Here is a 22737-nt window from a genome sequence, read left to right as displayed (position 1 = left end):
GTCGTGCTGTTTGAGACACGATGACCTGAAAGTCCGAAAAATCGGTTAAGCCGGTATTTTCTTATTTCTGAAAGGTCTGCGCGATGTTTGAAATCAGACTGGCAAACTGCGCCGGCGGCTGCACCTGACCTGTGACCCATTGATAAAGGTCCTGATCGTTTTCGTGCAGCAGCGCGTCAAAGACATCCAGCCCGGCGGCATCCATATCTGCCAGGTTGCGATCGGCATAAGCGGACAGGATAATGTCCATCTCTTTGATCCCGCGCCGCATGGATCGCATTTTCATTCGCTTGATGCGTACGTCCCGGGGTTCACTCAATTCTTCTGCTCCAGCATCAGACGCATTTTCTTTTCCAGACGCGCCGCACGTTCAGCGCAAACCCGCATCTCTCCTCGGATGGCGCGCAGTTCGGCCACCGCGGTCGACAGTTCCATTCCACCTTCGCCCTCTTCCACCGGGGCATCCATGCCATCGCCCTCACCGGTCAGCAGCCACATGATCGAGACATTGACCAGCCCCGCCATCATCGACAACCGGTTCGCACGCGGCTCGGACAGATCGTTTTCCCAATCGACAATCGTCGTCTTCTTGACCCCAAGGCGGCGCGCCAGCTCTGCCTGGGTCATTCCGGCCGCTTCGCGCGCGCCTGCCAGACGGTCCCCGAATGTCGCAGACTCAGGTCCATACCAGTCTTTTTCATCATTCATCGGGGTCTCCAATTCACATTGTCCATTCGGCTTGATCGTCATTCCGGCGCACCCTATGACAGTCGGGTTGAACATACAAACCGAGGCCATCCATGAGTTTCCTGTCTGCGACACTGTCACGCGTTAAACCATCGCCCACGATCGCCATGACAGCCAAGGCCGCCGAGTTGAAAGCCGCCGGGCGCGACGTGATCGGCCTGAGCGCGGGTGAGCCGGATTTCGACACCCCGCAAAACATCAAGGACGCCGCCGTTGCAGCGATTGCAGCCGGAAAAACCAAGTACACCGCACCGGACGGCATTCCGGAACTGAAGCAGGCGGTTTGCGCCAAGATGAAGCGCGATCACGGGCTTGACTACACGCCCGCGCAGATCTCGGTTGGAACGGGCGGAAAGCAGACGCTGTACAACGCCTTGATGGCAACAATGAATGACGGTGACGAGGTGATCATCCCCGCGCCATATTGGGTAAGCTACCCCGACATGGTTTTGCTGGCAGGTGGAACGCCGGTTGTTGTTGAAACGACGCTGGCCAACAGCTTCAAGCTGGCGGCAGAACAACTGGAAGCCGCCATCACCCCAAGGACAAAGTGGTTCATCTTCAACTCGCCCTCGAACCCGACAGGCGCAGGGTACAGCCGGGATGAGCTCAAGGCCCTCACCGATGTTCTGATGCGCCATCCGCATGTCTGGATCATGTCGGACGACATGTATGAACACCTGGCCTATGACGGGTTTGAATTCTGCACGCCTGCCGAGGTGGAGCCCGGCCTGTATGACAGGACGCTCACCTGCAACGGTGTTTCGAAAGCCTACGCCATGACCGGCTGGCGCATCGGTTATGCGGCCGGTCCGGTCGAACTCATCTCGGCGATGCGCAAGATCCAGTCGCAATCCACCTCGAACCCCTGCTCGATCAGCCAGTGGGCGGCGGTGGAAGCGCTGAACGGAACACAGGATTTTCTGGCCCCGAACAATGAAACGTTCAAACGCCGCCGTGATCTGGTGGTGCGCATGTTGGACGAGATTGACGGCATAACCTGCCCGACACCCGAGGGCGCGTTTTATGTCTACCCCTCGATCGCCGGGCTGATTGGCAAAACGACACCCGCGGGAACCGTCATCGAAAACGATGAAGCCTTTGCCACGGCCCTGCTGGAAGAGGCGGATGTCGCCGTCGTGTTTGGCGCGGCCTTCGGCCTGTCACCCAACTTCCGGGTCAGCTATGCGACGTCCGATGCAGCCCTGACCGAAGCTTGCGCTCGTATACAGCGCTTTTGTGCATCTCTGAGGTAAACATGTCTGCCGACCTGCCCGAATATTATTTTCGCATCCGTGAAAACGGGGCCGCGGTGTTTCGGATCGATACGGAAAACCGCCAGCGCCGGATCGAGATGGACCAGATCGCCGTCATCAACATCCGCAACGGTGAGGTCAAGCCGCACGGCCAACGGGTTTTGTCCGAACGGGATCAGTCAGAGATCGCCCAATGGATGGACGAGCGCCGGGCCGTACTGGCCCAGCGCGACATCGACGACATTCACCGCGCTGTCGACTATCTGAATCTGACAACGCAATGGGCGCAGTCCAAGGCAAGCGACGAACAGCTTGAGGATGTAACCGACAGGTTGCTGATGGCGATGCACGATCTGCGCACGGTTCTGGTTCGGAAAAAGGCCGACCGGTTGAGCAAAGACTAGGCAGGTTCCGCCGGCGCCTGCATCTGCCGCACCGAATGCATCCAGAACCGGGCCATCAGCAGCACCGCCGCGAAGGCCAGGCCAAGCACCAGTCCCAGCCAGACACCGATGCCATCCATCTGACGGACGAAGCCGAAATAGTAGGACGCCGGAATTCCCACCACCCAATAGCTGAGCGCCGCCATAACCATCGGTATCTTGGCATCCTGCAAACCACGCAGCAGTCCCAGCGCAATCACCTGCGCCCCGTCGACCAGTTGGAACAGGGCAGCCATGGCCAGCAATCCTGTCCCGATTGCCAGAATTTGTCCGCGCTGCGGATCATCGGCCTCCATGAACAGGGAAATCAGCGGCTCGGCATATGTCAGGAACAGGATGACGGTCACGACGGACATGACCAGCGACATGCCCGTCACGGCAATCGCACCTTTCTCCAGATGCGCCTTGTCCCGGCGGCCCAACGCGTTGCCGGCCCGGATGGTGGCCGCATTTGACAGCCCCAGGTGCACCATGAATGTGGCCGACGCCAGATTCAGGGCGATCCCGTGCGCGGCCAGCGGGACCTGACCCAGCCAGCCCATCATCACGGCGGATGTTGCAAACAGCGACACCTCGGCCAGGGTGGTCAGGCCAATGGGCACGCCCAGTTTCCACACGCTGATGAACATTTCCCAATCCGGACGCCAGAAGCGCTGGAACAGGCTGTGTTCCGGCAAGGTTCGGACCACATAGACGACAACAGCGACCAGTGAAACGACCTGCGTCGCGATCGAAGCGATCGCAGCGCCCATCACGCCCAGTTCCGGCGCGCCCCAGTTGCCAAAGATCAGCGCATAGTTGGTAAACCCGTTCACAACCGCCGCCGTAACCGTGATCCACAGCACGATCTGAGTTCGCTCCAGAGCCGCAAGGTAGGACTTCAACACCATCACGATGAGCGCCGGAAACAACCCCCAACCGGCAACACGCAAATATTCCGACGCGGTTTCAGCGATATGCGGCTCTTGTTTCATGGCGATCAGGATCGGATTGGACCACCACAACAACGGCATGACCACCGCAGCGTATAGCAGTGACAACCACAGCCCCATGCGCGTCGAGCGGCGAATGCTGGTTTCGTCCCCTTCTGCCGCGGCGGTGGCAACCATCGGCATGACGGCCCAGCCAAACCCCGCACCAAACAAAAACAGAACGAAATAATAGCTGCTGGCCAGGGTAACCGCCGCCAGCGCCTCGACCCCGTACCAGCCCAGCATGACGGTGTCGGTCAGGCCGATGGCAAACTGCGCCAGATGGCCACCGACCAACGGCAGGCCAAGCACGGCAATTGCCCGAAAGTGGGCCGGATATGTCATCACTTTTGTCATTGCACCAGCCATATGCGCGGGCTTGGCGCGGGACAAGAGAAGATCACCAAAATTTCAATATGAGACTCCGGTGCCTACTCACACGGCAAGAGCAGGCACCGTGCGGTTAACGGGCGTCTGGGTGCAATGCTGTACCCAAAATATGCTCGGACCGGTGGATGACGTGATGCGCCTGTCCCACGATCAACGGATCGGGTTCACCCACAGTGTCGTGATCCTTACCCGGGTAGTCCAGCGTCGACAGGAAATGCCGCATACAATTCAGGCGCGCGCGTTTCTTGTCATTCGACTTGATGATCGTCCACGGCGCATCAGCCGTATCGGTGTAAAAGAACATGGCCTCTTTCGCCTCGGTATAGTCATCCCACTTGCTGAGGCTCGCCTTGTCAATCGGCGACAGCTTCCACTGTTTCAGGGGATCAATCTCTCGACTTTTGAAGCGGCGCTGCTGTTCTTCCTGCGTGACCGAGAACCAGTATTTGTAGAGCTGGATGCCCGACCGCACCAGCATCCGTTCCAACTCCGGCGTCTGCCGCATGAACTCCAGATACTCGTTGGGAGAGCAAAAACCCATCACCCGCTCGACACCCGCGCGGTTGTACCAGGACCGGTCGTAGAACACCATTTCGCCAACTGTTGGCAGTTCCTGAATATAGCGCTGGTAATACCACTGCCCCTTTTCTTCCCAAGTGGGTTTATTCAAGGCCACGACTCGGGCCTGACGTGGATTGAGGTGCTCCATAAACCGCTTTATCGTACCGCCCTTGCCGGCAGCATCGCGCCCTTCGAACAGCAGAACGAAACGCTGCCCGGTTTCCTGCGCCCACAACTGAACCTTCAGCAACTCTGCCTGAAGCTTGGCCTTCTGTTCTTCATACACCGACCGCGCCATCTTGCGGCCATAGGGGTACTTGCCGCTTTCAAACGCCTGCCGGATCTTTTCAGGGCTGGGCTCTGCGACCTCTGCAACCGGCGTCGGCCTGGTCTTGACCTGAGTTGAATTTGTTTCGACCCGAGCAATGGCTTCCATGAAATCTTTCCTTTTCTGTTGTCCCGGAAAGGAGCTAGCAGAAAGGCCACGGATGCGCTTTGATTGGGGTCAAATTGATGCCTCAAAAACCCATGAATTCCGCGCTGGATACAAGGTTCCGATACAAACGCCGTTTTTCAAGCTATGCCCGAGCGGCCCTTGCCTGAATCCTCAACAGGATCGTCTAATCGACCTAGGCCATCATGGCCAAGGCTGGCGCCCGTTTGGCGCACCGGATCGCTGATCCCCTTGTTTCAGGCTTCATCTATGCCCCCAATCGTCAGGGTTGTCAGAGTTGTTGGGCGACAGACCCAATTCGTCGCCTTCCGTCGAACATCCCAGCCCCAGAACCGTGCGGTTCGCATAAGAGAAGTAGGAACAGACCTGATTGATCTCGAGGATTTCTCCATCATCCCACCCTGCCGTGCGCAGCGCCGTCACATCCGCTTCGACCAGATCGCCCGGATCCTCGGTCAGTTTGCGCGCATAGGTCATGGCCGCCACCTGCGCTGCATCCAATGGCGCGGCGGCCGGATCGCGGGCTTCGATCGCGGCCCGGATCGCGTTTCCCCGTTCTTCGTTGTCCAGCAACCGCTGCAACCCTGCGAAATGATGTTCGACGCAATATCCGCATCGGTTCAGAGAGCTGACCCACACGCCCAGCGCCTCGAGAAACCATTTCGGTATCTTGTTGCCCGAGTGATGCAGCACCGCCTTGTAGATCGCCATGTGCCCTTCCATCGAATGCGGACGCAACGAATGCGCCATCATGATATTGTCCACATTGTTGCCCGGGCCCGTGACGCGGTCATAGAGTTTCTTCAGCCTGCCTGTGGCCTGCTCGAATGGGATGGTTCTGATCCAGCTCATTTGGCTTCCTGTTGACGTGATTGCCTGTCGTTCAGAGACTAGAAGCGCTTTGAGCCCGAGGCGAGACGAATTCGACACCCCGTCAGAAAGAACCCGGACCAGCACAGACCGCAATTCGAACATCGGCCCGGTTTCCCGAAACACCAACACGGGAAGTCCAGTCTAAGCCCTGCGAGCATCCGCCCTAAACCACCAGCCGTTCGGCACCCCGGTCAGATTGGGCTAGACGCCCTCTATCTCCATGGTGCGGAACTCATTCTTCAGCCAATTGTGCCGGGCACACATCGGTCTTGTGAAATGCTGACGTATCAATTTGCTCATGGCCTTCTGGATCAGCACCGACGTCGTTGCTGGGTATACTTCAGTTGTAAACAGCGACACTGTGCGAACGAAGTTGCTACCGGGAAATGGCATAGCCTTTACGCTGTTGTGAAACCTCTGCGTTCGGTGGAAACACGCGGCGGTCGTGATTGCCCACCCGCTGCCCTGCGCAACCAAGCCGATGATGGATTGATTACACTCCAGCTCAAACCGGTTGGGCAGGCTGTATTTGCTCCGGGCCAACTGCGTTTCGATCTGCTTGCCGATCACATAGTCACGCGAATACCTCAACAATGGCAGGTCGGCATCCGGGTTGAACAGCTCGTCCGGGGACCCTTCAAACTTGTTGGGAACCACGACGATGAAGGGGTCTCTCATCAACGGGTATTCGATCAGCCCCTCGGTACGACCCAGCGGTCGTGTGGCGACGCCCACGTCAAGCTTGTGTTCCTGAAGTTTGGCAAGAATTTCGTGGCTTGGGCGCGTGAAATGGCGGAAATTGCACCGCGGCAGAGCCTGCGCCAGAAAACGAACAAGGTCGGGCGCGATCTGGTTGTCGAAATCATCGATCAAAGCCAGCCGCAGATCCGTCGCATGCTGCCAGTTTCCCGTTCGTATCTCGGCCTCACCGCGTTTCAACACAGTCAGACCCTCACGCACATAGCGGGCAAACACCTCGCCCGCCGGCGTCAGGCCCATCGGGCGACGCCCATGGTCGACCAATTCAATCCCCAACGCGCGTTCAAGGCTGCGCAGGTGGTTCGAAACCGTGCTGATCGACAAGTCTGTTTCTGATGCGACTTGCTGAATCGATCCGGATTTGGCGATCAGCTGAAACACTTCCAGCCATCGAAGACTCAGAGATTTGGACACGGCAACCGACCATTGTTTCGATTTGTTCGAAACTAGCGAAGCAAAGTTTTGCCCATGCGGCAATGAAGAAGTTGATCGAAACGGTCGATTCTAGGCTTTCATCCGCACAAAATCCGGGTCGTACGGGCTTGGGCTGATAACCGTCGCACCAATCCGTTTCCCGCAGCTGTCCAGCTCCATTTCGCGGCCAAGCTGCGCCAGGGACGGATGAATGAAAGCGTGCGCCAGATTCAGCTCCGTGCGATACCCCCATTCGCCCGACGTGATGGTGCCAACGACAGTATCATCCTGCATCAGTGATGCGCCGGGATGCGCCGGGCCAAGGGTTGAATCGATGCGCAAGGGGACCAGCTTGCGTCGTGGTCCTTCCGACTTCCGTCTCAACAAGGCATCACGCCCCACGAAGGCGCCCTTGTCCAGTCGGACAAACCGATCCAAGCCGGTTTCAAAAGGATCAAATTCGGTGATCAGATCGGCTTTCCAGTGCAAAAAGCTCTTCTCCATGCGCATGGATTCAACGGCCCTGGCACCGAACAGTTTCAGCCCATGCGTTTCGCCGGCCTCGCGCAAGGCAAGATAGGCCGCATAAAGCGAGGCATTTGGAACATGGATTTCATAGGCCAGCTCGCCCGAGTAACTCAGTTTCATGACCGTCGCCGGAGCAATACCGACAAAGCACTCGCGCACGCTGAGCCACGGGAACGCATCTGCCGACCAATCTCCTCTGGCGCAGGCTGACAAGACAGAACGCGACTTCGGGCCAGCCAGAACCAGAATGGTCTGATCATTTGTCAGGCTGCGCAACTGAACGTCCTCATCGCTGCGCAGATGCAAGCGCAACCAATCCATGTCGTGAAACTCGCTCGCCGCGGCGGAACCATACCAAACGCGGGCCGGCCCCCTGTCGCAGGCGGGCAGATTGGCGATCGTCGCTTCTGCCTTGATCATACCGTAGTGATTCAACAGGTATCCCAACCCGACACGCCCCTCACGCCGAGGAACAAGCCCGCAAAACAACCGATCCAGGAATGCGTGCCTGTCCGATCCCGTGATCTCGATGCGGTTGAACCCGTTTACCTCTGCAAGCCCGACGCCGGTTCGAATGCTTTCGACTTCGGCGGCCACCAAATCGAAGGTTTCGTCAAAATCGAAACTGAGCGTCGGCGAGAAATCGGGATCGGGTTTGAAATAGTCCACCCTTTCCCATCCGTTGACCACAGTGAACTCGGCCCCTTCGGATGCCAGAACAGGCGTCAGAGGGGTCGTTTTGGCGGGTCGGCCCGCGGGGCGATGTTCATGCGGAAAGTGGAACCTGAATTCGTTCTGATAATCTTCAATCGCCTTGAGCGCGGTGAGTTCCACATTGGCATGACCTGAAAACCTCCGCGGGTCGAGGCACCACGTGTCATAACATGCCTCGCCATGCACGATCTGCTGTGCCAGCAACCATCCGTGACCGCCACCTTCACCCAGCCCGGCCCGCAGTCCAATGATGCAGTACGCGTTGCGCTTGCCCGGGATCGGACCGACCAATGGGGCGCCATCAATGGTATAGGTGATCGGTCCGTTGACCACGGTGTGAATACCAACCTCCATCAAGGCGGGCATGCGCGCAAAGGCCCCTTCCAGCACATCGGTTACCCGGTCCAGATCATCCGGGCACAATGCGTTCACGAAGTTCGGATCAATCCCGTCCATACCCCAGGTTTTGCACCCCTGCTCGTAAAACCCGAGTAGCAGCCCGTTCTTTTCCTGCCGGCAATAGTAATCGCTGATCGGGCAGCGCAGCAGCGGCATCCGGTGTCCGGCATCCCGGATGGCCTCGATTTCTTCGGTCAGGAAATACTGATGTTCCATGGACGACACGGGATGATGAACACCCATCATGGCGCCGACTTCGTTGACCCTGTAGCCGCAGGCGTTGACGACGACATCACAGTCGATATCCCCGTGCTCGGTATGCACGGTCCAGGTATCATCGCTGTGCTGTGTCAGCGCGGTCACCGGCGTATTTCGATACACCTCGGCGCCCGCCTTGCGTGCCCGGCGCGCAAGGGACTGGCACAATTGCGCCGGATCGATGTCTCCGTCCAGCGGATCCCAAAGCCCGCCGATGAGATTGTCGGTCGAAATCAACGGGTGTCTCCGGGCACATTCATCCGCGTCTATCACCTCGAAATGCACGTCCATCCCCCGCGCCATGGACGCAAAGTGACGATAGCCCTGCATCTGCCCTTCGGTGTTGGCCAGACGGATCCCACCGTCTGCGTGGTGATAGTTGATCGGGTAATCCGGATCGTCGGCCAGTTCCTTGTACAGACGGATCGAATGAGATTTCAGGCCGACCATCGTCTGGTTCATGCCGAAATTGGTGACCTGCGCCGCCGAATGCCATGTCGTGCCCGAGGTCAGTTCATTCCGTTCGACCAAAACCACATCGGTCCACCCTTCCTGGGTCAGGTGGTAGAGCGTCGAACATCCGGCGATCCCGCCCCCTATCACAACGGCTCTGGTACGCGACTTCATGGCATTGCTCCTTCAACTTCGGCACCAGTCTTGCTGAATAACGGGATGGGCAGACAACAGGGCAGATGCGGGTGCCGGAAAATCGAAACCGCGATTTCGGATTCTGAAAACGGCACTTCTTCTTTGATACCGGGACAACTTGGGTCCTACGGTGCAGGAAAACGCAAGGTGACGAAAACACATGCCATCCGACATCATCAAACGAAGCGGACGCAAAGCACGGCATGCACAGCGTGCGGCCAAACCCGTCATTGATCCTTGCCCGCCCGGTCAGAAAGGCGGGGCATTCAAGCCCATGAGCCTATCGGAAATCGAGAAAATCTATGACACGGCGCTGCGTTTGCTGGAAGAGCTGGGGATGGGAGACGTGCCGGACAGGCTGGCCTTCGACCTCAGGGCGGCGGGTGCCCAGGATCGGGAACAGAACCGCCTGGTTTTTCCCCGTTCAATGGTCGAACAGGCCATCGCCTCGGCCGCGAAGAGCTTTACCTTTCATGGCCGGGATGAAAAACGATCCATCGAGGTGGGTGGCGACCGCGTGTATTTTGGCACTGGCGGCGCTGCGGTTCAGACCCTTGATATCAACAGTGGGCTTTATCGCCCCTCCACCCTAGCCGATCTGCATGATTTCACCCGGCTACAGGACACTCTGGCCAACGTCAGTTGGTTTACCCGGTGCTGCGTGGCGACCGACGTCCCAGATGTGTTCGATCTGGACGTCAACACCGTTTACGCATTGGTACGCAACACAACCAAGCCAGTGGCAACGTCTTTCACGTTGGCGGAACATGTCGGCCCGATCGTCGAGATGCTGGACATCGTCGCCGGAGGGGTCGGGGAATTCGCCAAACGCCCCTTCCTGAAAGCGCATATAAGTCCGATCATTTCGCCAATGCGATACGGCGAGGATGCCGTGGACGTGGTTTATGAATGCATCGCCAATAACATTCCGATGTCCTGCATCACGGCCGCGCAGGCGGGCGCAACCGCCCCGGCAACTCTGGCCGGATTTCTGGCGCAATCACTGGCCGAAACGCTGGCCAGTCTCGTGATGGTCAATGCGATCAAACCCGGCTTTCCGATGGTCTTTTCCAACTGGCCTTTCATCGTGGATCTCAGGACCGGCTCTTTCGCAGGGGGCAGCGGCGAGACCGCAATCCTGAATGCGGCGTCGGCGCAAATCACGAACTGGCTGGGTTTGCCGTCGGGTGTGGCCGCCTCGATGGCCGATGCCAAGGCCATCGACGCCCAGCATGGGGCTGAAAAAGGCATCACTTCGCTGGCGGCGGCGCTGGCAGGAGGCAATCTGATCTATGAAAGCTCGGGGATGACGGCATCTCTGCTCGGGGTCAGCTTCGAGGCCTTCGTTCTGGACAACGAAATGCACTCGCACACCTATCGTGTCTTGCGCGGGATCGAGGTCACCGAAGCGAATCTTGGCTTTGACGCTATATGCCATTCGGTTCTGGGCGATGGGCATTTTCTGGGCAGCGAGCAAACCTATGAAGCCATGGAACGAGACTATTTCTATCCGAAACTCGCCGATCGTCAGGAGCCCCGCACCTGGCAAACCGATGGTGCGATGGATGCGTGGTCATCTGCACGGCGCGTCGCTCAAGAGGTGTTGAGCACGCATTACCCCAAATACCTCACCCCTGAACAAGACGCCGAAATCCGCCAGCGTTTTCATATCCTGTCTTGAAGAGCGGCGGGCATTTCCAGCCCGGTCCTGAACCGTTAGGGTCACTGAGGAAACTTGCAGAGGATGGGGCATCATGGCCGATTCATTTTTTCAACCGGTGTCCGCCATGGAACTGGCCCGATTTGCCGGCATTCCCGCATTCATGCGCCTGCCCATGCTGGATCTGGCGCACGAACGGATCTCGGAGGTCGAACTGGGCATCGTCGGTATCCCTTGGGACGGCGGAACCACCAATCGCCCCGGCGCCCGGCATGGTCCGCGGCAATTAAGAGATTATTCCACCATGATCAGGGCGATGAACCCGGTTACGGGTGTGGCACCGTTTTCAATGGTGAACTGCGCAGATCTAGGAGACGTCGCCCCCAACCCCGTCGACATAGAAGACACGCTGGATCGGGTCACGCGTTTCTACACGGATCTTCGAAGCCGCAACATCACACCATTGACCGCCGGAGGAGATCACCTGACCACCCTGCCCGTCCTGCGAGCCCTGGCCGCTTCGGGTCCGGTTGGCCTGATCCAGTTCGACAGTCACACGGACTTGTTCGACACTTATTTCGGAGGTCACAAATTCACCCACGGCACCCCGTTCCGCCGAGCGGTCGAGGAAGGGTTGGTGGACCCGAAGCGTTTTGTACAAGTCGGGATTCGCGGCACGGCCTACAACACTGAAGATATCGAATGGGGCGAGGCGCAGGGCATCCGCATCATCCGTATCGAAGAACTGTTCGACAGGGGCATGGTCGACGTTATGAACGAGGTACGCGATATCGTTGGCATGCAGCCGACCTATTGCACCTATGACATCGACTTTGTCGATCCAACTTACGCCCCCGGCACAGGAACACCTGAAATCGGCGGGCCCAACAGCTTTGAGGCCCAGCAGGTCATTCGCAGGATGTCCGGTCTGAACCTTGTTGGCGCCGATCTTGTCGAAGTGTCACCGCCATTCGACCCCCAAGGTGGAACGGCGTGGCTTGGCATCTCGCTGATGTTCGAGTTGCTGTGTGTTCTGGCACAGGCGATCGACGCGCGGCGCTAGGCCCGCGCGACGTTCTCGGCGATCATCGAAATCATCTCGAACACCACGGCCGCCGCCGTCAGCGCGGTGATGTTGTTGGGGCTGTCCTTGGTGGGCATCATGCAGACCACATCGCCGCCGATGATGTTCAATCCGCGCGCCGCGCGCAGGATGCCGACCGCCTCATCTATGTCAAACCCCTTCTCACCCGGTTCCAGATTGGACACGGCCGGCGCGACGGTTGGGTCCAGACAGTCCAGATCGAAGGTGATGTAAACCGGGCGGTCACCCAAAACCTCTTTGGTCTGCGCGACCACATCGGCCAACCCGCGCTGTCGGAACTCTCGCATTGTGACGATATTGTACCCGTAGTCATAAGACGGTTGCAGCCAGTCCAGGCTGCGTGGATGGCCCCGCAGACCGATCTGCATCGACCGGGTTGGATCCACCTGCCCCTGATCGGCCAGATAGGCCCCCCAGTGAGCCGCTGATTTCTTGGCACCAAGAAAGTGATCAACCTTGGTGAAGACATCCGTATGCGCGTCCAGATGCAGAAAGCTGACCGGCTGCCCGCCTGCAAGCTTGCCGCCACCCAGGGCCTGAACAATGCCACCGGTGATGGAATGGTCGCCTCCGACGGAAACGGGGCGCGCTCCGGCCGCGTCTATGGTCTTGTAGAATTCAGTGATGCGTTCGATGCAGTCTTCGTTGTCGTTGGCCTTTGGAAAAGGCACATCACCAACATCGGCGATCCGCGCACTCTGCCAAGGATCAATTTCAAAGACCGAATGCACCCTGCGTTGTACGGCCGAGACATGCCGCAACGCGCGTGGTCCCAGGTGCTGGTCCCTTTCGGTCGTGCCGTTGCCCGTCGAATGCGGCACGCCCGCCAGTGCGATATCCTGCCCTTCGGGCCCGACATTGGGACACCGGAACAGTGTGGGCACGCCCCACCAATACAGGTTGTCCATCATCGATTGTTCATACGGGTCTGTCATGGTTTCCTCGGATCAAAGAAAAGCGCCCCCGATCAGAACCGGGGGCGTTTGCGTTCAGAGTTTTTCGTCTTCTCGTCGGAACGCGCCCTGCACGATCCGGTCCATGACCATGGCAAGGAACAGGATCGCAAAGCCCCCCAGCAGGCCCGGCCCCTTGGCCGCGTATTGCAGCGCCTCGAGGATTTCCTTGCCCAAACCGCCCCCGCCGATCAGTGAGATGATCACGACCATGGACAGGCACATCAGGATCGTCTGGTTCACACCGGTCATGATCGATGGCAGCGCCAGCGGGATTTCAACATCCTTCAACAGTTGCCATTTCGACGCGCCAAAGGCGACGGCAGCTTCTTTGATGCTTTCAGGCACCCCCCGCATTCCCAGTGCCGTCAGGCGGATCACCGGCGGCATGCCAAAGATGATGGTGGCCAGAATCCCCGGCGGGTTGCCGGTGCCGAAGAAGGCGATGATCGGGATCAGGTAGACGAAGGCGGGAAGCGTCTGCATCAGGTCCAGAACCGGTTCCGCCGCGCGATAAGCGCGCTGCGACTTTCCGAACCAGATACCCAGCGGAATGCCGAAGACGACGCACAGCAACACCGCCGCACCGACCAGAGCAACCGTTTCCATCGCCACGTCCCAATACCCCAGCAACGCGATATAGGCCAGGGAAGACGCGGTGAAGATGGCAACCCTTGGTCCCGCCGCACGCCAGGCCGTCACACAGATGACCAGCATGACCACCGGCCAGGGCGACCCAATCAGTGCAATCGTCAGCGCATCAAGCACCGATCGCACGCCCGCCACGATCCCGTCAAAGATGTCGCCGCCCGCCGCTGCAGCCGCATCAATCCTGGCCTCCATCCAGTTTGCCAGGCTCGAGAACAGCGTGCCGTTGCCTTCGCCAAGAAACATCGCAGACACTTGCTGTTCCGGGAACGCGTCCAACAATGGAAGGGATGCGTTCACTGTGAACTTGTACACAATCAATGGTCCGATTGCCGCAACAAGGATCGCGCCCATGACGATGTTACGGGTCGAACGCCCACTTTCAGTGCTTTCCGGATCGATACGCCAGTTCGAATACTGTTTCTCGTAGACGCGGTCGGCGTAGAACCCTTGAACCAACTTGAACACCAGCAACATCAACAACCCGGTAATCAGGATTCCTGCCGCCTCGGACTGGGCGGCGGCAGCCCTTTCCAGACTTGTGGCCGCTGCTTTTTGTATGTTCTCGGCCAGTTTGGTGAAACGGTCGATATCGGCCTGTTCCGTGGCATCCGCTGCGCGCGCCAACAGTTCGGCCGCACGTTCCTGCTGACGCGCAGCGCGCTCGGCGAAATCCGCGCCGGGATTGCCCCACGCGCCCCTGCCGATCTGGACCCACGCGATGATCTCAAGGATCAGAAAGGTCCAGAACATGCCCCAAATGGCGCGTGACGCAGACCAGAATGGCCCCAGCACCGCGGCCCACTTGTTGAACGTGTTGGGAATCGCGCTGGTCGCATCATGAATCTTGTGGAACGCATTGACATAGTAGTCACCGTTCGGACCCGCGAACTCTTTGATGGAAAGGTCCAGGGCCTCGCGATCGACCTCGATATCAGAGGCGGCCGTTACTTTCATCTCTGTTGCAGCATCAGTCATTTTTGCCCCCCTGGATACCGCGCAACAGGCGCGGCTTGGTCACGACACCCACATCGATACCCGCATCCGTGATGACGACCGGCTGATCAGAATTCACGGCCAGGTCGATCAATTGATCCAGATCCGCGCCCTCGTCGGCTCGGGGCGCACCGTCAAGTGGCCCTGAGTAACTGCCCACCGGCTCCATGATGGAATGCGCCTTGACCAGTTTGAGCTTTGAGATGCCCTGAACGAATTCGCGTACGTAATCGTCGGACGGGTTCATGACGATGTCTTCGGGGGTTCCGATCTGTACGATGACGCCATCTTTCATGATCGCAATCCGGTGGCCGATCCGAATGGCTTCGTCCAGATCGTGGGTGATGAACAGCGTGGTCTTTTTGAGCTGCGCCACAAGTGCTTTGAACTGGTCCTGCAATTGCAGGCGGATCAGCGGATCAAGGGCAGAGAACGGTTCATCCATCAACAGGATTTCCGGGTCCGAGGCCAGCGCCCGCGCGATCCCCACGCGTTGCTGCATCCCGCCCGAAAGCTCTTTGGGCAGGCGGTCCTCGTAACCTGTCAGATTCACCAGGCTCAGCGCGTGATCCGAGACGGCCCAGCGCTTTGACTTGGACACCTTTCGGATCTCCAACGGATAGGCCACGTTGTCGCGCACGGAACGATGCGGCATCAGCGCCATGTGCTGAAAGACCATCCCGATTTGCTGGGCGCGAATGCGGCGCAACTCGGATTCCGACAGTTTCGAAACATCGTGACCCAGAATCTCGATCCGACCCGCCGTGGGTTCGATCAATCGATTCACATGTCGCACCAATGTGGACTTGCCCGAGCCGGACAGCCCCATGATACAGAAAATCTCACCCCTCGGCACTTCGAACGTGGCGCCCTGAACGCCTACAACACAGTTGAACCGCTCCAGAACCTCCGGCTTGCCTATGCCTTCGTTTCTGACCGCTTCCATTGCCTCTTCCGCACGCGAGCCGAAGATCTTCCAAACGTTTTCTAATTTTACGACAGGTTCGTCCATTTATCCCCCACAGGGCGATGCCCTGCCCGACAGAAAAAGGCCGCCGCGGTTTTGCGCGACGGCCCGAAGAGTGGTGATTTAGTTGGTCAGCCAGCCGATGACGGTGTCTTCATTCGCAGCCACCCATTCCTTGGCGAAATCCGCAGCTTCGATGTTGTCGACGGCCAGCGCCTTGCCCATCGCGCTCAGATCGTCGCCTGTCATCTGGTAGTTGCTGAACAGGGCGGCCACTTCGGGATAGCTCTCTTCCAGTTCCTTGGCGTAGTGCAAGTGAAGCGTTGCTCCGTTCCAGGCCGAGGACGCCTCGGACTTGGACAACCAATCCGGATCATCCGTGGGCTGAACGATTGTCCAGGTGGCCGGATCATGAGGCGGTTCTTCCAGAACCGTCAGATCCTGTGTCACGAAGATATAGTGGGGGCTGTAGCAGAACCCGATCCACGGGTCGCCCGCTTTGGTTGCATTTGCCAGATTGGCATAGGCAATGGTTTCTTCGTATTCCGTCAGCTCGAAGATCTGGTCATAGCCATAGGACTTGGCCCGGATCTTCTCGACAACGGTCGACGCCCAACCCGGCGCACCGATCCATACCTCGGGTGTTCCGTTGCCATCAGTATCAAAGATCGCAACCTTGTCGGGGTCGCTCAGGTCATCGATCGATTTGATGTCATATTGTTCCGCGATATAGGTCGGCACGCACATGCCCTGTTCGGCCTGAACCGGGTTTTGGTTCATGACGACGGTGCCGTTTTCCTTGACATAGGTATCGTGCAGGTTCTGCTGATTGGGCATCCACACTTCCGGATGGACATGCATCGAACCGCTGTCCATCGCCTCGAAGACAATCGGGTTGGTGCCGTTTTGCAATTCCACGTCCAGGCCGAGGTTTTCTTCGATCACGACCTCAAGAATATGTGCCGTGGCGTTCACCGAGGCCCAGTTGGGCACACCGATCACGATATCCGCGGCCATGGCCGGCCCGGCAATCGCGAAAGACGCGCTTCCAAGTAGCGTTGCAATTTTTTTCATCTGATATCTCCGTGTTGGGTAGCTTCCGCGCTTGTTTTTCTCACCCTCTCGGGCAGCGGTGCGCTCAGGTTTTTGGTGTGGAAAGGTAGTGCCTTTCGGTTTTTTGGGGCCAGCAAAACCAAATGCTGACATAGCCCCGAAAGTGAAGCATGCGGATGCATTGCCCATCAAGGGTTACGTCTTTCTACCTCATGAATGCGATATTATCATAAGTTTGTTTCGGCTTCTTGCAATTCAATGCGGTATTTCCGAAACCTCCGAAACCGAAGATACCCGCTGTTTTCATGAGCACTGAATTGCCTCGCGCGAAAACCACAGCCAGTTTCAAAACGGCTATTGAAGCTTTCCTTTTGCAGGAAGCAATTGATATCAAGCAGATATTGCTGCACCTGATATAGCGTGTCGCGCACGCCCCGCCCTCAAAACGAGGCGTGAAACCTCTCCGTGGCGGTTGCGCCACCTAACCGTACGACCAAGCCCCCTGACAAGAAACCGTTCAACACTCTGTGAAACGTGTCGAGTATTCTAGTTTTGCAGCTGGCGCTTACCTACCTACTAGTAGATAATATCATGCGTCGTAACCAAGGAAGAGACCTGACCCCATGGAAATCAATTCGGACTTCTCTGACCGCGTTGTCGTTCACTCAGACCAGCTGGAATGGCAGGCCTCTCCTATGAAGGGTGTGGATCGCAGGATGTTGGACCGGATCGGAGGCGAGGTCGCACGGGCCACCACTATCGTGCGTTATGCGCCGGGCAGTCATTTCTCTGCCCACACCCATACCGGCGGCGAGGAATTCATTGTCCTTGACGGTGTATTTCAGGATGAACACGGCGACTATCCGGTGGGGACCTATGTGCGCAATCCGCCAACCTCGCAACACACACCGGGGTCGGAACCGGGATGCACGATCTTCGTCAAGCTCTGGCAGTTCGACATGAACGACCGAACCCAGTTTCGCAAAAACATGGTGGATGAGCTGCGCGCGCCCGCGAACGGCATCGCCACCGCAGTCCTGCATGAGGATGCGCGCGAGATAGTGACCTACTCCCATCTGGACGCGGGCGCGACGCTGCGCTCGGACGCCCCTGGCGGGATCGAGGTTCTGATCATCGACGGGTCGGTCACCGAAGGCGGGGACGAACTGGTCAAAAACGATTGGCTGCGCCTGCCTGAAGGCCATAGCCTGACGGCCGTTGCTGGGGCGGACGGGGCCAAAATCTGGATGAAGACAGGCCACCTGCCTTACGCCCAACCGCCGGCGGTGTAACCGATGGCTGAACAAAAAACCTTGGCGCTTGTCGCCGGAGCGGGGGCTGGGCTTGGCCAGGCGTTGGTGTCGCGTTTCCAGGCCGAAGGCATGGTGACCGTGGGTCTGGGCCGAACCCAACCCGACAACCCAATCGGTTCCTTTCATCAGGTCGATCTGTCCGACCCCGGCGAAACGGCACCGGTCATAGCCGATTTGATTGCCACTTACGGGCCGCCCAAGATCGTGGTGCACAACACCGCAGAACTGGTGATCTCACCCTTCCTGAAAACAACGCTGAACGATTACCAGCGCAGCTGGACGTCGATGGTGCAAACGCTGATCGTGCTGGCGCAATCGGTGATGCAGCCGATGGTCCGTGGCGGTGGCGGAACCTTGATCGTGTCGGGTGCAACCGCCTCTCTGCGCGGTGGTGCACAGTTTTCAGCATTTGCTTCGGCCAAGTTTGCCCTGCGCGGGCTGACACAATCGCTTGCACGAGAGTTTCAACCGGTAGGCGTGCATATCACGCATGTCACTCTGGACGGCATAATCGACACGGCCCGGTCACGCGACCGGCACAGTCTGGACCCAGCCAAAATGATGAAGCCCGAAGATATTGCCGAGGTATATTGGCAACTGGCGCAACAACCCAGGTCGACTTGGACCCAAGAGCTGGACCTGCGTCCTTCAACTGAGGGGTTCTGATCCATGCGCACCGATACGCTCATCATCGGCGGTGGGCTTTCAGGGCTCAGCCTGGCGACACAGCTTGTGGATCAGGGTCAGGAAGTTCTGGTTGTTGAGGCGCGCAGCCGTCTGGGCGGACGCATTCTGACCGAGGTTCAGGGGAACGCCCATCTGGACATGGGTCCGGCTTGGTTCTGGCCCGGCCAGCCACGTATCGCAGCGCTGACAGACCGGCTGGGCCTGCACCAGTTTGACCAATTCAGTTCCGGCGCGCTGAGTTTCGAAGATGAACAGGGCCGTGTTGAGCGGGGCCGCGGGCTTTCATCCATGGAAGGGTCTTATCGTCTGGTCGGGGGGCTCTCTGCTTTGACAGATGCGCTGTCGGCACGGTTGCCGGATGGGACAATTCACCTGTCCACGCAGATCACCGTCTTGGCCTGCACCGAAGGTGGGGTTCGGGTCACCACGCAATCTGGGCAGCATATTTTGGCAAACCGTGTGGTACTTGCCGTGCCCCCACGCATCGCGGCCGAGTTGATCTATGAGCCCGCCCTGCCCGATGGCACGTTGTCAGCCATGCGGCACATCGCGACCTGGATGGCCGGGCAGGCCAAAGCGGTTGCGGTCTATGACACTCCGTTCTGGCGCGAAGACGGACTGTCAGGGGATGCTATGAGCCGGCACGGTCCCATGGCGGAAATCCACGACGCGTCGCCTGCCAGCGGTGGTCCCTTCGCGCTGTTCGGTTTCATCGGCATCCCTGCGCAAGCGCGCCGGGATGAAGGGGATGTGCGGCAGCAGGTTCTGGCTCAGCTGGGGCGATTGTTCGGGCGCAAGGCGATCAGCCCCAGCGCGCTTTTGCTGAAAGACTGGGCGTTTGACCGCTTCACAGCGACCAACCTGGACCTTCAGCCCGTATATGCCCATCCGCAATACGGCATGCCGAAGGCCATGAGGCGGATCTGGGAAGACCGGATCATTTTCAGTGGCACCGAAACAGCCGCGCAATTTGGGGGATATCTGGAAGGTGCATTGGAAGCAGCAGAAAACACCGCGGCATTGTTGAGCGCAAATAGGATGAACGTGGTATGGAAATAGATACAAAAACCGCTTTGCTGAATTCTGCCGAATTTGCCGTACGCAGCAAAGGCTTCGACGGCTTCAGCTATGCCGACCTCGCCAATGATGTGGGCATCCGCAAGGCATCGATCCACTATCACTTCCCGACCAAAGCCGCGCTGTCAGCCGCTTTAATGATACGCTACCATACCGAGTCTACGGGACGCTGCGACGAGATCGAGGAAACTTGTGACACGGCGGGCGGGCGTATGCGTGCGCTGATCGCGCTGTATCGCGCGGCTTTGAACGACGGAAAAACCCTGTGCTTATGTGTGTCGCTGATCATCAGCCGGGAAAGCTTGTCGAATGAGGTCACCGACAAAATCCGCGAGTTCCGGCGCATGATGACCCGGTGGATCGAGAATGTCTTTGCGCTTGGCAAAACCGATCATTCGATCACTGGCGTTGAAGATCCGAAAGCAGAAGCACGCGCGGCATTGGCCTTGCTGGAAGGCGCTCATCTGACGGCGCGGGCCGAGAATAGCGCCCAAACCTTTGATGACGCCGTGGAAGTGCTAGCAGCACGTTGTTTGTGACACGGCCTAAGTTAGCTTATACAAAATGGCCGCGTCGATTGTTGAGGCGCCTGCCCGCCTCAACCCGGTTTTTCAAACAAGGCCGGCAATTCAACCCGCAAAGCAGAAAGCCTCACTCCAGCTTTACCCAGGCCGAATTTCTGGCAGAGCTTTGCACGCATGCGGCCACAAACCTGACGCCTTCAAGCCCATCCCGGACCGTTGGATAGACAACGGATGCGTCAGGTGAACTTCCGTTTCTGAACGCCAGTATGGCTTCGGCTGCTTCGCCATAGATATTGGCGAACCCTTCCAGGTAACCTTCGGGGTGTCCCGGGGGCACTCTGCTGAGCCGATTGGCCGCATCCCCTGCCGCAGCCCCATTTCGGGTGATCAGACGCTTTGGCTCTCCGTAAGGAGTAAACCAAAGATAGTTCGGGTCTTCCTGAGCCCACTCGATGCCGCCCTTTTCGCCGTACACACGCAATCGCAGAGCGTTTTCGTTACCGGGCGCAACCTGCGAAGACCACAGCATGCCGCGGGCTCCGCCTTGGAACCTCAGCAACACATGCGCGTTATCGTCGACCTGACGCCCCGGCACAAAAGCCTGCAAATCCGCCGCAAGGCTTTCTGCCCTTAATCCGGTTACAAAGCAGGCAATATTATACGCATGAGTTCCAATATCACCGGTTGATCCTCCGGCACCGGAGCGTTCCGGATCAGTCCTCCACTCGGCCTGCTTGAAATCCTGCGGCTCTGTCAGCCAGTCTTGCGGATACTCAACCTGAACCACGCGGATCTTGCCGATATCCCCGTTGGCAACCATCTCACGCGCTTGCCGAACCATTGGATAGCCCGTGTAGTTGTGGGTAAGGATGAACAGCGCGTTTGAGTTTTCAGCGGTTTTGACCAGTTTCTTCGCATCACCAAGGGTCGACGTAAGCGGCTTATCGCAAATCACGTGAATGCCGCGTTTCAGAAACTCACGCGCGGCAGCATAGTGAACGTGATTTGGCGTGACGATCGAAACCGCTTCGATCCCGGATTTCAAACGCGCTTCTCGCATCGCCATTTGCTTGAAGTCATCGTAAACCCGCTCGAGGCCCAGCGCCTCGCCGCTTTCCCGGGATTTTTCGGGCGTCGAGGACAACGCGCCTGCAACCAGCTCGAACTTGTCATCCAGTCGCGCGGCTATGCGGTGGACACCGCCGATGAAAGCATCGTTTCCGCCGCCGACCATACCAAGGCGAATGCGCCCCGTTCTTTCTTCGTTGCGTCCTGTTACCATCAGCCTATCCCCAGCATTTTCCGATTGGCCGCTTCGTCGGTGCCGCCGTCGGCAAAGTCGTCAAAGGCCTTCTCGGTCACGCGAATAATGTGATCGGAAACGAACTGCGCACCTTCACGCGCGCCATCCTCGGGATGTTTCAGGCAGCATTCCCATTCGACCACGGCCCAGCCATCAAAGTCGTTTGCCGCCATCTTGGAAAAGACAGCCCCGAAATCCACCTGCCCATCACCGAGTGACCTGAACCGCCCTGCCCGATCGACCCAGCTTTGATAGCCGGAATAGACACCTTGCTTTCCGGTCGGATTGAACTCGGCATCCTTTACGTGAAACATCCGGATGCGGTCTTTGTAGATGTCGATATTGTCAAGGTAATCGAGGCATTGCAGGACATAATGCGACGGGTCGTACAGCATGCACGCCCGCGCATGGTTGCCTGTTCGTTCAAGGAACATTTCGTATGTCACCCCGTCATGAAGATCCTCGCCGGGGTGGATTTCATAGCAAACATCAACGCCACAGTCTTCGGCGTGGTCCAAAATCGGCACCCAACGACGGGCGAGCTCATCAAATGCGGTTTCAATCAGACCAGCAGGACGTTGAGGCCAGGGATACACGTAAGGCCAGGCCAGCGCGCCAGAGAATGTTGCATGAGCCGAGATTCCCAAATTCCGAGAGGCTGAAAGCGCTTTCTTGACCTGATCAACGGCCCATTCCTGCCGGGCTTTGGGATCTCCCCTGACGCTTTCGGCCGCAAAACCATCAAACGCCGTATTATAGGCCGGGTGAACAGCGACAAGTTGGCCTTGCAGGTGCGTCGATAATTCTGTGACTTCAACGCCGTTCTCTTGGGCTTTGCCCTTGAAGTCATCGCAATAGTCTTTGCTTGTCGCGGCCGTTTCAAGGTCGAACAACCGCCCGTCCCAACTGGGCACTTGAACGCCCCTGTATCCGCAATCCGCCGCCCATTTGGTTATGGCGTCCCATGAATTGAACGGCGCTTCGTCACCGGCAAATTGTGCAAGAAATAATGCAGGCCCTTTGATCGTCTTCATTC

21 protein-coding genes are annotated in these 22737 nt (G+C 58.2%); 8 read left to right on the top strand and 13 right to left on the bottom strand.

Annotation, left to right across the window (positions count from 1 at the left end):
* Nucleotides 1-61: 61 nt before the first annotated feature.
* Complete coding sequence (locus GOW09_RS01830; protein ID WP_170344713.1) at nucleotides 62-286, bottom strand: succinate dehydrogenase assembly factor 2; 225 nt, start codon at nucleotides 284-286, stop codon at nucleotides 62-64.
* Between the two features lie 29 nt (nucleotides 287-315).
* Nucleotides 316-708 carry a helix-turn-helix domain-containing protein gene (locus tag GOW09_RS01825; protein WP_171115209.1) on the bottom strand — a complete coding sequence of 131 codons (393 nt, stop codon included), beginning with the start codon at nucleotides 706-708 and terminating at the stop codon, nucleotides 316-318.
* Between the two features lie 92 nt (nucleotides 709-800).
* Here GOW09_RS01825 and GOW09_RS01820 point away from each other — a divergent pair, with 92 nt between their 5' ends.
* Both GOW09_RS01820 and GOW09_RS01815 read left to right on the top strand, forming a co-directional pair.
* Nucleotides 801-2003 carry a pyridoxal phosphate-dependent aminotransferase gene (locus GOW09_RS01820; RefSeq protein ID WP_171115206.1) on the top strand — a complete coding sequence of 401 codons (1203 nt, stop codon included), beginning with the start codon at nucleotides 801-803 and terminating at the stop codon, nucleotides 2001-2003.
* Between the two features lie 2 nt (nucleotides 2004-2005).
* Entirely contained in the window at nucleotides 2006-2407 is a 402-nt protein-coding gene (locus GOW09_RS01815; protein ID WP_171115205.1) for a hypothetical protein, read from the top strand.
* Here the strand turns inward: GOW09_RS01815 and GOW09_RS01810 are convergent.
* The 5 genes from GOW09_RS01810 to GOW09_RS01790 form a co-directional block, all read right to left on the bottom strand.
* Nucleotides 2404-3774, bottom strand: coding sequence for an MATE family efflux transporter (locus GOW09_RS01810; RefSeq protein ID WP_171115203.1), 1371 nt, complete (start codon nucleotides 3772-3774; stop codon nucleotides 2404-2406). The two genes, GOW09_RS01815 and GOW09_RS01810, sit on opposite strands and share 4 nt — an antisense overlap.
* A 106-nt stretch (nucleotides 3775-3880) precedes the next feature.
* Nucleotides 3881-4804 carry a polyphosphate kinase 2 gene (gene ppk2 / locus GOW09_RS01805; RefSeq protein WP_171115201.1) on the bottom strand — a complete coding sequence of 308 codons (924 nt, stop codon included), beginning with the start codon at nucleotides 4802-4804 and terminating at the stop codon, nucleotides 3881-3883.
* Between the two features lie 261 nt (nucleotides 4805-5065).
* Nucleotides 5066-5674 carry a carboxymuconolactone decarboxylase family protein gene (locus GOW09_RS01800; protein ID WP_171115199.1) on the bottom strand — a complete coding sequence of 203 codons (609 nt, stop codon included), beginning with the start codon at nucleotides 5672-5674 and terminating at the stop codon, nucleotides 5066-5068.
* 222 nt (nucleotides 5675-5896) lie between these two features.
* Nucleotides 5897-6868, bottom strand: coding sequence for a LysR family transcriptional regulator (locus GOW09_RS01795; protein ID WP_152458498.1), 972 nt, complete (start codon nucleotides 6866-6868; stop codon nucleotides 5897-5899).
* Nucleotides 6869-6958: 90 nt separating this feature from the next.
* Nucleotides 6959-9394, bottom strand: coding sequence for an FAD-dependent oxidoreductase (locus tag GOW09_RS01790; protein ID WP_171115196.1), 2436 nt, complete (start codon nucleotides 9392-9394; stop codon nucleotides 6959-6961).
* Nucleotides 9395-9575: 181 nt separating this feature from the next.
* On the opposite strand from GOW09_RS01790, the gene GOW09_RS01785 reads away from it, so the two are divergent.
* Entirely contained in the window at nucleotides 9576-11096 is a 1521-nt protein-coding gene (locus GOW09_RS01785; RefSeq protein ID WP_171115194.1) for a trimethylamine methyltransferase family protein, read from the top strand.
* Between the two features lie 73 nt (nucleotides 11097-11169).
* Nucleotides 11170-12138, top strand: coding sequence for an agmatinase (locus GOW09_RS01780; protein ID WP_171115192.1), 969 nt, complete (start codon nucleotides 11170-11172; stop codon nucleotides 12136-12138).
* On the opposite strand, the gene GOW09_RS01775 is transcribed toward GOW09_RS01780, so the two are convergent.
* The 4 genes from GOW09_RS01775 to GOW09_RS01760 form a co-directional block, all read right to left on the bottom strand.
* Nucleotides 12135-13115, bottom strand: coding sequence for an arginase family protein (locus tag GOW09_RS01775; RefSeq protein WP_171115190.1), 981 nt, complete (start codon nucleotides 13113-13115; stop codon nucleotides 12135-12137). The two genes, GOW09_RS01780 and GOW09_RS01775, sit on opposite strands and share 4 nt — an antisense overlap.
* A gap of 54 nt (nucleotides 13116-13169) precedes the next feature.
* Nucleotides 13170-14759: a proline/glycine betaine ABC transporter permease gene (locus GOW09_RS01770; protein WP_171115188.1), complete on the bottom strand. Its 1590-nt coding sequence runs from the start codon at nucleotides 14757-14759 to the stop codon at nucleotides 13170-13172.
* Nucleotides 14752-15789: a glycine betaine/L-proline ABC transporter ATP-binding protein gene (locus tag GOW09_RS01765; protein ID WP_171115187.1), complete on the bottom strand. Its 1038-nt coding sequence runs from the start codon at nucleotides 15787-15789 to the stop codon at nucleotides 14752-14754. Before GOW09_RS01765 ends, GOW09_RS01770 begins: the two co-directional genes overlap by 8 nt.
* 78 nt (nucleotides 15790-15867) lie before the next feature.
* On the bottom strand, nucleotides 15868-16818 hold the full coding sequence (locus GOW09_RS01760) for a glycine betaine ABC transporter substrate-binding protein (RefSeq protein WP_152458505.1): 951 nt from the start codon (nucleotides 16816-16818) through the stop codon (nucleotides 15868-15870).
* Nucleotides 16819-17420: 602 nt separating this feature from the next.
* On the opposite strand from GOW09_RS01760, the gene GOW09_RS01755 reads away from it, so the two are divergent.
* From GOW09_RS01755 to GOW09_RS01740, 4 genes are read left to right on the top strand one after another with little or no spacing between them, the layout of a single operon-like run.
* Nucleotides 17421-18089, top strand: a complete 669-nt coding sequence (locus GOW09_RS01755) for a cupin domain-containing protein (RefSeq protein ID WP_171115184.1) — start codon at nucleotides 17421-17423, stop codon at nucleotides 18087-18089.
* A gap of 3 nt (nucleotides 18090-18092) precedes the next feature.
* Entirely contained in the window at nucleotides 18093-18776 is a 684-nt protein-coding gene (locus tag GOW09_RS01750) for an SDR family NAD(P)-dependent oxidoreductase (protein WP_171115182.1), read from the top strand.
* Nucleotides 18777-18779: 3 nt separating this feature from the next.
* Nucleotides 18780-19856, top strand: a complete 1077-nt coding sequence (locus GOW09_RS01745; RefSeq protein ID WP_171115180.1) for an NAD(P)/FAD-dependent oxidoreductase — start codon at nucleotides 18780-18782, stop codon at nucleotides 19854-19856.
* Nucleotides 19847-20413, top strand: coding sequence for a TetR/AcrR family transcriptional regulator (locus GOW09_RS01740; protein WP_171115179.1), 567 nt, complete (start codon nucleotides 19847-19849; stop codon nucleotides 20411-20413). The genes GOW09_RS01745 and GOW09_RS01740 overlap by 10 nt, the downstream gene beginning before the upstream one ends.
* Nucleotides 20414-20525: 112 nt before the next feature.
* On the opposite strand, the gene GOW09_RS01735 is transcribed toward GOW09_RS01740, so the two are convergent.
* Together GOW09_RS01735 and GOW09_RS01730 are read right to left on the bottom strand one after the other, a co-directional pair.
* Nucleotides 20526-21680: a Gfo/Idh/MocA family protein gene (locus tag GOW09_RS01735; RefSeq protein WP_171115177.1), complete on the bottom strand. Its 1155-nt coding sequence runs from the start codon at nucleotides 21678-21680 to the stop codon at nucleotides 20526-20528.
* Nucleotides 21680-22735 carry a sugar phosphate isomerase/epimerase gene (locus GOW09_RS01730; protein ID WP_171115175.1) on the bottom strand — a complete coding sequence of 352 codons (1056 nt, stop codon included), beginning with the start codon at nucleotides 22733-22735 and terminating at the stop codon, nucleotides 21680-21682. Before GOW09_RS01730 ends, GOW09_RS01735 begins: the two co-directional genes overlap by 1 nt.
* Nucleotides 22736-22737: the final 2 nt, after the last annotated feature.

Origin of the sequence: Ruegeria sp. HKCCA5463 (genome assembly GCF_013034175.1) — a bacterium.
Lineage (GTDB): Bacteria > Pseudomonadota > Alphaproteobacteria > Rhodobacterales > Rhodobacteraceae > Ruegeria.
Note: the sequence above shows the minus strand (reverse complement) of the source record. Positions and strands in the feature narration are given on the sequence as shown.

What these genes read in the sequence shown, in the direction of transcription:
- GOW09_RS01830 (WP_170344713.1), bottom strand. Translation starts at nt 286, where the DNA reads ATGAAAATGCGATCCATGCGGCGCGGGATCAAAGAGATGGACATTATC.
- GOW09_RS01825 (WP_171115209.1), bottom strand. Translation starts at nt 708, where the DNA reads ATGAATGATGAAAAAGACTGGTATGGACCTGAGTCTGCGACATTCGGG.
- GOW09_RS01820 (WP_171115206.1), top strand. Translation starts at nt 801, where the DNA reads ATGAGTTTCCTGTCTGCGACACTGTCACGCGTTAAACCATCGCCCACG.
- GOW09_RS01815 (WP_171115205.1), top strand. Translation starts at nt 2,006, where the DNA reads ATGTCTGCCGACCTGCCCGAATATTATTTTCGCATCCGTGAAAACGGG.
- GOW09_RS01810 (WP_171115203.1), bottom strand. Translation starts at nt 3,774, where the DNA reads ATGACAAAAGTGATGACATATCCGGCCCACTTTCGGGCAATTGCCGTG.
- ppk2 (WP_171115201.1), bottom strand. Translation starts at nt 4,804, where the DNA reads ATGGAAGCCATTGCTCGGGTCGAAACAAATTCAACTCAGGTCAAGACC.
- GOW09_RS01800 (WP_171115199.1), bottom strand. Translation starts at nt 5,674, where the DNA reads ATGAGCTGGATCAGAACCATCCCATTCGAGCAGGCCACAGGCAGGCTG.
- GOW09_RS01790 (WP_171115196.1), bottom strand. Translation starts at nt 9,394, where the DNA reads ATGAAGTCGCGTACCAGAGCCGTTGTGATAGGGGGCGGGATCGCCGGA.
- GOW09_RS01785 (WP_171115194.1), top strand. Translation starts at nt 9,576, where the DNA reads ATGCCATCCGACATCATCAAACGAAGCGGACGCAAAGCACGGCATGCA.
- GOW09_RS01780 (WP_171115192.1), top strand. Translation starts at nt 11,170, where the DNA reads ATGGCCGATTCATTTTTTCAACCGGTGTCCGCCATGGAACTGGCCCGA.
- GOW09_RS01775 (WP_171115190.1), bottom strand. Translation starts at nt 13,115, where the DNA reads ATGACAGACCCGTATGAACAATCGATGATGGACAACCTGTATTGGTGG.
- GOW09_RS01770 (WP_171115188.1), bottom strand. Translation starts at nt 14,759, where the DNA reads ATGACTGATGCTGCAACAGAGATGAAAGTAACGGCCGCCTCTGATATC.
- GOW09_RS01765 (WP_171115187.1), bottom strand. Translation starts at nt 15,789, where the DNA reads ATGGACGAACCTGTCGTAAAATTAGAAAACGTTTGGAAGATCTTCGGC.
- GOW09_RS01760 (WP_152458505.1), bottom strand. Translation starts at nt 16,818, where the DNA reads ATGAAAAAAATTGCAACGCTACTTGGAAGCGCGTCTTTCGCGATTGCC.
- GOW09_RS01755 (WP_171115184.1), top strand. Translation starts at nt 17,421, where the DNA reads ATGGAAATCAATTCGGACTTCTCTGACCGCGTTGTCGTTCACTCAGAC.
- GOW09_RS01750 (WP_171115182.1), top strand. Translation starts at nt 18,093, where the DNA reads ATGGCTGAACAAAAAACCTTGGCGCTTGTCGCCGGAGCGGGGGCTGGG.
- GOW09_RS01745 (WP_171115180.1), top strand. Translation starts at nt 18,780, where the DNA reads ATGCGCACCGATACGCTCATCATCGGCGGTGGGCTTTCAGGGCTCAGC.
- GOW09_RS01740 (WP_171115179.1), top strand. Translation starts at nt 19,847, where the DNA reads ATGGAAATAGATACAAAAACCGCTTTGCTGAATTCTGCCGAATTTGCC.
- GOW09_RS01735 (WP_171115177.1), bottom strand. Translation starts at nt 21,680, where the DNA reads ATGGTAACAGGACGCAACGAAGAAAGAACGGGGCGCATTCGCCTTGGT.
- GOW09_RS01730 (WP_171115175.1), bottom strand. Translation starts at nt 22,735, where the DNA reads ATGAAGACGATCAAAGGGCCTGCATTATTTCTTGCACAATTTGCCGGT.